Annotated in this window: 9 protein-coding genes; all 9 read right to left on the bottom strand. The window is 43.9% G+C overall.

Going from position 1 to position 11,552, the window contains the following annotated elements:
* Positions 1–4: 4 nt before the first annotated feature.
* Positions 5–976, bottom strand: coding sequence for a TRAP transporter substrate-binding protein (locus tag ACYZZR_RS06300; protein ID WP_461533148.1), 972 nt, complete (start codon positions 974–976; stop codon positions 5–7).
* A 6-nt stretch (positions 977–982) separates the two neighbouring features.
* Positions 983–1,654, bottom strand: a complete 672-nt coding sequence (locus tag ACYZZR_RS06305; protein WP_461533149.1) for a bifunctional 4-hydroxy-2-oxoglutarate aldolase/2-dehydro-3-deoxy-phosphogluconate aldolase — start codon at positions 1,652–1,654, stop codon at positions 983–985.
* Between the two features lie 65 nt (positions 1,655–1,719).
* Positions 1,720–2,733 (bottom strand): sugar kinase, encoded by a 1,014-nt coding sequence (locus ACYZZR_RS06310; protein WP_461533150.1) that lies wholly within the window; start codon positions 2,731–2,733, stop codon positions 1,720–1,722.
* A 23-nt stretch (positions 2,734–2,756) separates the two neighbouring features.
* A complete protein-coding gene (locus tag ACYZZR_RS06315) occupies positions 2,757–3,539 on the bottom strand; it encodes a gluconate 5-dehydrogenase (RefSeq protein ID WP_461533151.1) in 783 nt (260 codons plus the stop codon).
* Between the two features lie 25 nt (positions 3,540–3,564).
* A complete protein-coding gene (kduI, locus tag ACYZZR_RS06320) occupies positions 3,565–4,401 on the bottom strand; it encodes a 5-dehydro-4-deoxy-D-glucuronate isomerase (RefSeq protein ID WP_461533152.1) in 837 nt (278 codons plus the stop codon).
* Positions 4,402–4,526: 125 nt separating this feature from the next.
* A complete protein-coding gene (locus tag ACYZZR_RS06325) occupies positions 4,527–6,089 on the bottom strand; it encodes a sulfatase family protein (protein ID WP_461533190.1) in 1,563 nt (520 codons plus the stop codon).
* Positions 6,090–6,271: 182 nt separating this feature from the next.
* Complete coding sequence (locus tag ACYZZR_RS06330; RefSeq protein WP_461533153.1) at positions 6,272–7,798, bottom strand: family 43 glycosylhydrolase; 1,527 nt, start codon at positions 7,796–7,798, stop codon at positions 6,272–6,274.
* Between the two features lie 171 nt (positions 7,799–7,969).
* The gene (locus ACYZZR_RS06335) at positions 7,970–9,217 is read right to left on the bottom strand and encodes a hypothetical protein (RefSeq protein WP_461533154.1); all 1,248 of its coding nucleotides are present in this window, start codon (positions 9,215–9,217) and stop codon (positions 7,970–7,972) included.
* Between the two features lie 13 nt (positions 9,218–9,230).
* Complete coding sequence (locus ACYZZR_RS06340) at positions 9,231–11,543, bottom strand: heparinase II/III domain-containing protein (protein ID WP_461533155.1); 2,313 nt, start codon at positions 11,541–11,543, stop codon at positions 9,231–9,233.
* Positions 11,544–11,552 lie beyond the last annotated feature (9 nt).

Raw genomic sequence — 11,552 nt, forward strand, 5'->3', positions numbered from 1 at the left:
TATATTAGTTGTTAATTGCCTGAATGCCCTCTATAATCCTTTTCATGTCGAGATCCTGCATAAAATCTTCGTACATGGGTTTTACCTTATCTCGAAAAACTTCTTTTTCCGGATAGATAACCTCCACCCCTTTTTTCTTTATCTCTTCCAGAGCATATGCTGAGGCTTCTTTCCACAGTTTCTTTTCGTATACAGCCGATTCTTGAGCAGCTTCTGTAACCCACTTTTTTTCCTGTTCGTCCAACTGATTCCAGATAGTAGTGCTCATCATAAGTACGTCGGGAATGGATGTGTGTTCGTCTACAATAAAGTACTTACACACCTCGTAGTGATAAGACAGATAAAAGCTGGGCAGGTTGTTTTCCGCACCGTCTACTATGCCTTGTTGCAGAGCAGTGTAGAGTTCGCCCCAGGCTATAGGCGTAGGTGCCCCCCCCAAACTCTTCATCATATCTACGGCTGTCTGACTTTCCATAACACGTATTTTAAGTCCTTTGAGATCGTCGGGAGTGTGCACAGGTGTTTGGGTGTAGAAACTTCTGCTTCCGGCATCGTAAAAGGTGAGTCCCTTTAAGCGTTTGGGAACGCTGGCATTTAGCAGCTCTTTCCCTATTTCACTGTCAAATACTGCAAAGCGGTGTTCCTCATCACGAAAGAGAAAGGGCAAGCTAAACACCCTCATGCTGGGCACAAAATTTTCCAGTGCACCTGCAGACACCTTGGTCATACTAAGACTGCCTATTTGCAGCAGTTCTAACAACTCTCGTTCCGATCCTAATTGCTGACTCGGATAAATCTCTACACTGAGCTTTCCCCCCGATTTTTCCTCTAATCGGTCTGCCATAAACTGCATCGCTTTATGTACGGGATGCGACACGTCTAATCCGTGTCCGAGTTTTAAGACTTTGTGATCCTTGTCAGACTTACAGGAAAAAGTAAGCAACACCACAAAAAACAAAAATATAGGGTATCTCATACAGTTCTATTTTCTAAGATTGGCAATAATATCCATCACTTCACTCACTTTGGCGGTCACTGCTTGCCAATTGTAATTTCCGTCGGAGTCAGTTACAAACAGCTTTCCTCCCATTCCCACACAGTGCACTCCTGCATCGAACCAAGCTTTAAGTGCTTCTCTTTCGGGTCTTATTCCACCCGTAGGCATTATACTAACCCAAGGCATAGGTCCCTTTACCGCCTTTACAAAGCCGGGGCCTCCTACCTGAGTTGCTGGGAATATCTTGACGACTTCCGCTCCCAGTTCTTCCGCATAACCGATCTCTGAAGCCGAGCCACAACCCGGTATCCAAGCTACTTTGCGACGATTACAGCAATGGGCCATATCAGAATTGACCAAGGGTGAGACGACAAAGTCTGCCCCCAATTGAAGGTAAAGCGATGTGGTTCCGGCATCTACAACAGAGCCTACACCGAGTATCATACCCGGAAGTGTTTGGTTTACAAACTCCTTGAGTTCTCTAAACACCTCATGAGCAAGGTCACCTCTGTTGGTAAATTCAAACACTCTTACCCCTCCGTCGTAGCAAGCCTGGATTATCTTTTTACATATTTCCGGATCAGGATGATAGAACACAGGAACCATCCCTCCCGATTTCATAGTCAAGACCACATCTATTCTTGAATAACTCGCCATTTTTTACAATTTTTTACGTTGATTTCAATCATTTAAACCCTCTATCTATCACTTACCAACACTCTTCACCTCTTTATTCTCCCCCCTGTATCGCCCTGCATCACCTCGAGCACCTCTTCTACACTGACCAGGTTGGAATCGCCGGGAATAGTGTGTTTCAAAGCACAAGCCGCATTGGCATAGCTCAAGGTATCTCTGTCGTCAAAATGAATGAGTCCGTATATCACCCCGGCTGCAAAGGCATCGCCCGTTCCTATGCGATCTACCACCTGCGATATTTCGAGTTCCTCACTCAAAATATACTCACTACCAGTCCAAGCTTGTCCATAAACTTTCTGCCAACTAGCACTAAGTCCGGTTCTTACCTTGTCAAAAACCTTAGTGATATTCGGACAATCGCTCTGCAAACGCTTACAAGCACTTATAAAACCATCTTTCGAGTGGTCGAAATCGGTTCCCAGCACTTCGTTTATTTCGTTAACTCCTCCTATTAGTATATGAGAATAGTGCATCAATTCTTTCAGCACCTCAGTACCTTTTCGTCCGTATTGCCACAAATTGCTCCGGTATGCCGGATCGGCAGTCACGGTAACTCCGAGTTGATTGGCAACTTCCAGCCCTTTTCTGAGCGTTTGATATGCCCCTTCAGATATCGCCGGAGAAATACCAGTCCAATGTAAATAATCTGCATCCATGAGTGCCCTCTCCCAATCTACCATATCAGGACGAATATGAGCAAAGGCTCCGTGTAGTCTGTTGTAAGCTATACGGCTAGCTCTCATACCCGATCCTGTTTCCATAAAATAAAGTCCTAAAGGATGTGGTACCCTGTTTACTTTTGACACATCTATACCGTGACTTCTCATCACCGAGATAGCGGCATCGCCCACCAGATCGTCGGAAACATTAGTAATTTGCTGCGTATACAACCCAAAATGAGAGAGTGATACCGCCACATTCATTTCAGTCCCTCCGAAATAGTATTCTAAGGTATCAGACTGTACTAGTTTGCGATAATCTGGAGGTGATAAGCGCATCAGCACCTCTCCGAAAGTGACAATTTTAATTGGATTTTTCATTTGCATCACAGTGTCAGCTCTATCTATTCTCCAGCCGGTTTTCCAATAGTAGCTAGGATTCCCCCATCTACGTACACCACCTGTCCATTTACAAAATTGCTGGCTCCGGAAGCCAGATAAATGGCCGTTCCTGCCAATTCGTCGGGTTCACCCCAACGCCCTTCAGGAGTGCGGTTGATAATGAATTCGTTAAACGGATTTCCGTCTACCCGTATAGGTTCGGTTTGTGAAGTAGCAAAATAGCCCGGCCCTATACCGTTTACCTGAATATTGTATCGGGCCCATTCGGTAGCGAGGTTTTTGGTCAGCATTTTCAGTCCGCCTTTAGCGGCGGCATAGGCACTTACATTATCGCGTCCCAATTCACTCATCATACTACACATATTGATAATCTTTCCCGATCTTCTCTTTATCATATCGCGAGCCACCAATTTCGACATGATAAAGGGTCCTACGAGATCTACGTCTATCACTTTCCGGAAATCGGCTACTTCCATATCTACAGCCATTTGCCTTGCAATAATCCCGGCATTATTGACCAGAATATCGATTTTTCCGTGCTTTTCAAGCATAACATTTACAGCCTTTTCCGCTCCTTCCTCATCGGTTACATCGAATAGATAGGGAGTGGCCTTATATCCTTTTTCTCTGTACTGCGTTATGGCGGCATCCATTTTTTTGGGCGTGGTACCCGTAATTATCAACTCAGCACCTACCGAAGCCAGTCCGTTGGCAATAGCCATTCCGAGACCGTGAGTACCTCCAGTAATAAGAGCTGTTTTCCCAGTCAGATCAAACAAATTCATAGTATTAAGCTTTTGTAATTTTATATTATTTCAGCGCATCAGGGGCAACTCCGTCCATATCTCCGTAGTCGAGATTTTCACCGGCCATACCCCAGATAAAAGTGTAATTGCTCGTCCCAGCACCAGCGTGAATAGACCATTCAGGAGAGATTACAGCTTGGTGATTTTTCATAAAAATATGACGCGTCTGCTCCGGTTGTCCCATAAAATGGCTGATGGTTTGTCCCTCTTCTAGGTCGAAGTAAAAGTAGACTTCCATACGGCGTTCATGCGTATGTGCAGGCATGGTGTTCCACACGCTTCCCTCCTTGAGCTCCGTCATTCCCATCTGCAACTGACAGGTTTGGACAACACTGTTTACCAACAGCTTGTTTATGGTGCGTTTGTTAGAGTATTTACCATCGCCCAATTCGACAATCTCTGCCTCTTTACGGGTCACCTTTTTCGTAGGATAACTGGTATGTGCAGGAGCCGAATTGATGTAGAAATATGGCTGCTCTCCTCCTTCCGCTTCAAATACCACTTCCTTGTGACCTCTGCCCACATAAAGCGCTTCTTTATGATTCAGTTCATAGACTTCTCCGTCTACAGTAATCTTTCCTTTCCCGCCTACGTTGATCACTCCCAGTTCTCTTCGCTCTAGGAAGTAGTCAGCTTTAAGCTCTTCTATGGTTTCCAATTTTAAAGCTTTTTCCACTGGAAATGCACCACCAGCAATATAGCGGTCGTACATGGTATAGGTAAGTCGTATCTCGTCTTTTACAAACAGTTTTTCAATCAGAAAATGTTCTCTTAATTCTTCCGTCGTATATCTCTTTACATCCTCAGGATGATGTGCATACCTGAATTCTGAATACGTCATAATCTCTTTTTTTAATTTTATAATTGATTGTTTTTATTTTTTATCAGTATAGATCGGTGGTTTAAGTATCGCTTTAATCTCGCATATTACCCTTAGTGTATATACAATTTTGGCATCTCATATTTCTACTTTAACTCCAACTGTTCTATAGTGCCGTAATCTTTTCCTCTTACCGCTTCAAAATCGGCTATCATCTCTTTCAGTTTTTCCGGTTCTTGCTCAGCGAGATTATGCTGCTGAGCTTTGTCGTTGTTCATATTGTACAGTTGAAATTCGTCGGCATTACCCAATTCTATATTTACCATTTCGTTTAGGGTTGGTCCTTTATAAGGAGGAATCATTATCCAATCGCCCTTTCTAAAGGCAGTTCTCGTAGTAGCTTCGAGTACCAGAGATTCCCTGCCCTGTTCACCTTTCCCCAACAAGACATCCAACATCTCTTCACTATCAGTACTGTTTTCCTGTGTTCCCGCCAATTTGGCTAATGAGGCCAGTAAATCTATCTGACAGACAAGAGCATCGGAAACACGAGGATCGATTTTACCTTTCCAATAGGTAATAAACGGCACTCTCATACCAGCGTCAAACAAGCTGTACTTACCGCCTCTGAGACCTCCATTAGGATCGTGTCCTTTTTTTAATTCTACAGCACCATCATCATAACCGTCGTTTAGAACCGGACCATTATCACTGCTAAAAATTACCAAGGTATTTTCAAGAACACCTTCCTCTTCCAAGGTTTTCATAAACTCTCCCACCACCCAATCGGCTTCGAGAATAACATCTCCACGTGGTCCGAGACCAGATTTTCCGGCAAAGCGGGGATGCGGCGTTCTGGGTACATGTGGCTGTTGCAGGGTATAGTGCAAAAAGAAGGGATCCTGTTTATGATCTTTCACATACTGCTTTGCCTTTTTCAGAAAATGATCGGCCATCTCCTCGTCTTTCCAGCGTGCGGCTTCCCCTCCTTTCATAAAACCTATTCTCGGAATACCGTTTATTATACTGTTGTTGTGGCCGTGATGCCATTTCATTTTCAACATTTCCGGATGTGTGAGTGCTGTGGGTTCTCCTTCAAAATTCTCTTCGTAATTCACCTCGATAGGATCGTCTGGATCAAGTCCGACTACATCGCCATTTTCAATATAAACTGTAGGCACACGATCTTGGGTGGCAGCCATTACATAAGAGTAATCAAACCCCACCTCGTTAGGACCTGGAGAGATATGTTCATTCCAATTTAGCTGTCCTTCTCCTAGCCCGAGATGCCATTTACCCACGATACCTGTAGCGTAGCCCTGTGATTTAAACATTTTGGGCAGGGTTTTCTGAGTGGTAGTAATCAGCAACGGGGCTGTTCCCGGAAGTATTTTAGCGCTCTTGTTGCGCCACGGATACGTACCCGTCAATATGGCATATCTACTCGGGGTACAGGTAGCTGAGGTGGCGTATCCATTGGTAAAACGCACCCCTTCATCAGCAAGCCTGTCGATATTGGGAGTCGCGATCTCCGTAGCTCCGTAACAGCTGAGATCGCCGTATCCCAAGTCGTCGAGGTAAAAGATAACCACATTTGGAGGCTGCTGTGCCTCCTGGTGGGTTGCCACCTCTTTTTTCTTCTCTTTACAGGCTGTAAATACCAGTGTAAATGCCATGACAAGGAAGTACAATAATTCTGGCTTCCTCATCCAAAAAGCCTTTTTTCTTGCTGAAATCATAGTTGATTGTTTGTGTTTGTAATACTTCTAATTTAATTCTCGAAATCGTTTAAAAGCAATGAATTATAATTCTGATGACTTTACGATATCAGCAAGGTATCATTTTTATAGAACATATTTCTTTATATCTAGCTGTACAAACAATTAAGCCATCAATTGTTAATCACCGGTGCCATGGCTGCGGTAGATGGCGTACCACTAGTGATATATGGCCATCCCTCCTCATCCCACTGAATTTGGTCGAGCATCAACACCCGGCCGGAAGGATCGCTAGTGCGAACACCGTGATAGAGTATCCAATCATTTCCTGCATCGTCTTGAACGATTTCCGAACTGTGACCATTCCCCACAAAGCTTTCGTTTTTATCGATAACCAGCGTATAACCGTTAACCATCATATCTGTTCCACTTCTATTAACATAAGGCCCTGCCAGATTCTCCGAACGCCCTACAACCAGCTGATAAGTACTGTTTATTCCTTCGCAACAAGAACCTATGGAAGCAAACATATAGTAGTAATTATCCCTTTTGTGGATGTTCACCCCTTCAAACCAGGTACCTGCCACCTGTTGTTTCTCTGCACCTTCTTTAACCGAAAGCCCATCATCGTTCATCTCTATCATATAAATACCCCGAAAACTTCCCCAAAAAAGATATTTTTTACCGTTGTCTTCTACCAAGTTGGGATCGATTGAGTTCTGAACACCGATATCTTCACTCTGGAATAGTTTTCCGTGATCGGTAAAGGGTCCTTCCGGACTGTCGGAAGTAGCCACACCAATACCACAGGTCCATTCACCACCCCATACCGACATGGAATAATACAATACATACTGCCCGTTGATAAACTGTATATCGGGAGCCCAAAGTCCGCCACCTGGCTCGAATGTAGGTCGGGTTTCATCGGTAAAAGCCGTACCGACCTGCTCCCACGACACCAGGTCTTTAGAGCGCATAATCGGAGTATTCCTAATATCTTCAGTAGCGTACAAATAGTACATTCCGTCTTGAGCTCTGATCACCGTAGGGTCGGGCAAGCTTTGAGCTACAACCGGATTGGCGTACAAATCGTCGAGGTAAGTAAAAGTAACTACACTCGATGTCTTCTCACCAACTTTTACTTGTACATCCATAGAAATGCTTCCAGACAAATCAGGTGCATTGACCTGTATCAAGGTATCGGCCACTGAAAGCAATTCTACATCCGCACCGCCAAAGGTCACTGTAGTATGTTCCGGCTTATTGCCAAAACCCGTACCCGATATTTTTACCAACTCGCCTATATGAGCATCTGTAATCGACGCTATAGACGGCTGTGAAAAACCATAGGTAAAGTAGTATTGATTAGACAAAACACCTGCAACCTCCAACTGTATTTTAGCATATCCCGCTTCGTCTGTATCCGGTGGTACTACGGCTTCGATACGACCAGCTGAAAATGCGACAATCTCAGCCTCTTCTTCGTCAAACATCACTTTTATCGCTCCTTCGTCAGATCCGAAGTTTACTCCGTTAATAATCACGTGATTGCCCGGCAAGGCTGTAGCAGGAGTAACCTTTCTAATACCGGCCATGGTACCGTTGTCTGTCACTTGATTACCGTTGTCATCGTCCGAACAGCCCAAGAACAATGAGAACGCAAATAAAAAAATTAAAGGGGTTTTTAATTTTAATTTCATAATGCAATCGTTTTTCGGTTTAGTTTATTAGTAATTATTATATACTGGTGACTTCGATACACCTAACACTCAGCTTCTTCACTCAGTCATTTTTGTTTTACCTTAACCCGCAAATTACAAGCTATTCAAGACAACTGAATCTCAGCAAACAGTCGGAAAACATCTAAGCCCTTACTTATCTGCCTTAGCCATTTTCTCCCAAGCTGGTCTCCCTCCGCTTTCCAAGAGAAACTTTAGCGATTCTCTATGTGCTATAAGCTGAGCATCAATCAGCATTTCAGGGGTGTGTACCGCCGGCTCTCCGGCTAGGTTGGTACCCGAAAAACCGTGGCTTGGAGATTCTATGACAACACTTAGCGCCCCGCATAGCAAGTTTAATGCAGAACCCAGGTTGGTACCAAAAGACATTTTTACTTTGGAAGGATCTGCTTCGACAGACAGGTCTTCACTTCCCAGCAATTTATTATGTGCTAAACTCGTTTTGGTTTTTCGGTATAATTGATCAAATACCGGCTGAAGACCGGGTTCGCAAAATGGCCGATGCACCTGCATAAAGTAATTATTCTTCGGTACTCCTGTGTGCATATTCATAATAAGATCGGGTTTTTCTGCGGCTGCAATGTCAAACAACATACGCGTTTCCGGTTGAGGGGAACCCAAAAAATCGTCGTGCATAATATTGACTCCGGCATCGTTGGGATAGCCTCCAGCAAAGCCAAAATCATCAAATTTCATAGGGATATACTTCTTCACATCTGGCCATCCGATGATGGTTCCGTCTTTCTTGCCACCAGTATTTAAATATTCGTGAACGGTAAAAGAGTCAGGGGCTCCACCGCGGTTTGGTTCCATAATAATAGGAACGCGGGCGCGTCCGTCGGGATTTACCAGAGGTATTAAAACAATGCGTCCTATTTTTTCGGGTAATACAGCTAGTTCTGGCCAAGCTTTGCCTTTCAGATCCTTGCCAGTTTCGAATACTTCTATCAGATTGAGCATACCTACTATACCCTCCAGTTCAAAACCGTGCACTCCGGCTATACCCATATATACCAATTTGTCACTGTCTTCTCCGCGATAAACAGATATATCGGAAACAGCTGTTGATCCCGAAAAGGTAGTACTCCCTCCCCCTTTTCGCTTTGTCCCGTATGAAATCGAGATAATAGGACGACCTCCTGCAGAAGTTCCACATACCTCTACCTGCCCTTTCTTTACTTTTTCTTTGGTGAAACGCTGAATATCGGATAAGGTACTCATCCAATAATCCGGTATCTGTTTTGCCTCGTCGAGATAGCCATCGGGCACATATTTGTATTTATCTTCCTGAGCCGGGACTTCCTTGCAAGAAAAAAATACTGCAAAAATCACAAGTCCGAAAAGAAGAGATTTCGATGGAATACTTGTTTTATTGTTCATTGTTTTATGATTTTCAATTTTTTTTAAGATCGGTATAGAGTAGACTTTGTTGTGGTGCTACTGTTGTGGTAAATTCTTCATCTGCTATTGTTTTACCTTGTTTACTTATTCGTATGCTTCCACCTACAGTACCGGTTTCTGTAAACATTATTTCGTAGTCTTTACCACGGTAATTAAACGATACCCCTTTCCGGTTTTTCGCAGTGATGGATTTAGACGAAACCATTTTGTGAAGTGCAGTATCCCCTACCTGAATCAGGTGTAAAAAACTGTCGTGTAACCTAGCTTTTCCAGGACTTATCTCCATACGCCACTGTCCGAGTAAAGGTTTGTTTTCCCACGATTTCTGTTTGCTATTTTTAGGATAACTCCAGTCTTCTGGGGTGAGTACCGGAAGTGGCCAATTCTGTCCATCCGACCAGAATTGTTTGCCTGGACCACCGATCTTAGTCAACTGCGCATCGGCTGGAAATATAGTTCGACAAAACAGTTTTCCGCCATCTCCCCCTTCAGAAAATTCCTTGCCGGACTGGTCTATAACCGGCTCAGATGCGGTGTGTAAAAGCCAAGTTTTCGGATAGTCGGCCACCTTGGCTCCAACTCGATCGAAGACCACAAACACATCCGGCTTGATAAAGACAAACTGCCGAATCACTTCTGAGGCCTTTTTTTGGTGATAAGCAACCGTAGCGTCGGATGCTGTGTAGACATAATTTTTGTCGTAACTGTAACCTATCAATTCAGAGCCCAACTTCACTCTTTGTCCACCGTCGTTCGGAATAGGCTTAGGAGTTTCCGTCGACGCTGGTCCGCCCCAGTATTTGGGAAAACGCTCACCGGGCATTCTGATAAGCACACAGTTATGAGCCACACTGCGGCAATAGTAATGTGTGAGGTGTTGCCCGGGTTCCGGTCTCGTACCCGAATCTACAGTTCTGTATCCGTTTTTGTAAATCACAAAATTATTGTTGTCGTAATGTCGGTGATTATCCATAACCCCGCCAGCGGCAAACATCACATAGGTATCGTCTTCTTCAGATCCGGAGCGCATAAATACCTGTCCCATATTTTCAAAATTCATAGCCAAAGGCAATTCGGGAAGGTGATATTCCTTTCCTCTTGCTGCAAGGCCATCGTTGTAATTGGGCAAGAGATAACGCGTAAACGGAATGATGTCAAAATTTTGCGGTCTTACTTGTGTAGCTATCCAGTTGATATAGGGCATCATCTCTGGATGATCCTCCTTGTAAAAGTATTCCAACTGACGCGAGTGCATATACATATCCCTCAAAGGGAGTTTGTTGCTCACGTGGTCTACATCGCCATAACCGAAATGGCGTTTTCCAGGCAACCAATTCCATACCAAGTAATAGAGAAAGTCAATAGGATAGGTAAATTGTTTAGAAAGATCTATACCCGTGGCCGATTGCACTGTGTGAAAAAAATTAAATTCTGCCCAGGGATAGGCTTTAATGGCGTATTCCATAACTGCAGATGAAGCTCCTCCATCATCCCCAGCCAAAGCCTTTCGATACTCCAGTAATTTCCAATAATCTTCAAAGCCCTTTTTGAGCAACTCTTCGGCTAGCCTGTCGTCTATGCCTGCTTTGTAAAATACCAATCCCGCATACCAGGCTAAAGACGGAGGTCCGTAATACCCTCCCTTATAATCTCCCCAATTGTCGCGAATAAAGGGTTTTCTGCTCCCATCGGGTACCATAACCCGTATTGCTTTGAGCAGAGGCAGACCTATTTCAATTCGCTCTTTCTTTGACAGCTCATCAAATATCCAGTCGTAAGCCGACAAAGCGCTAATTCTGGAATTGGCGCGCCAGTGTACATTGAGTTTTTGTTCATTTCTAAAAGTGTAATACCCCGCTAATGCTCGCAGTACCCTCTTAGTGTAATCGAGGTATTTTTGCTCACCGGTAATTAGGTATAGCAAAGCTCCATCGGAAGCGGCATAGCCATATTCGTGATCCTTGCTTTGTGAGCCGTCGGTTATGGTCGAATCTTTAAATAGTACCGGTAACTTTAACAGTGTATCGATCCGCTTTTTTGTTCGCTGAAAATGCCGGTGGTATTTGTGCCGTGCTCTCGACCTTATATCGTTTAGCATATCCTTGTTGATATATACCCTCGGATGCTCCTTTCGTATACGACTTACGACATTTTTATAGTTTTCTGGAATGACTTTCTCCCATTCCTTTATGTATTTTGCTGCGAAATCTACTGTTTCAGAACCTTTTGCATCCTGAAAACCGTAGCTCGCCAAGACATAGAAAAAAATACAACAATAGGTGATTATCTTTTTAAAGCATTTCATAAAAGTGCT

Source organism: Sinomicrobium sp. (assembly GCA_029266035.1).
GTDB lineage: Bacteria > Bacteroidota > Bacteroidia > Flavobacteriales > Flavobacteriaceae > Sinomicrobium.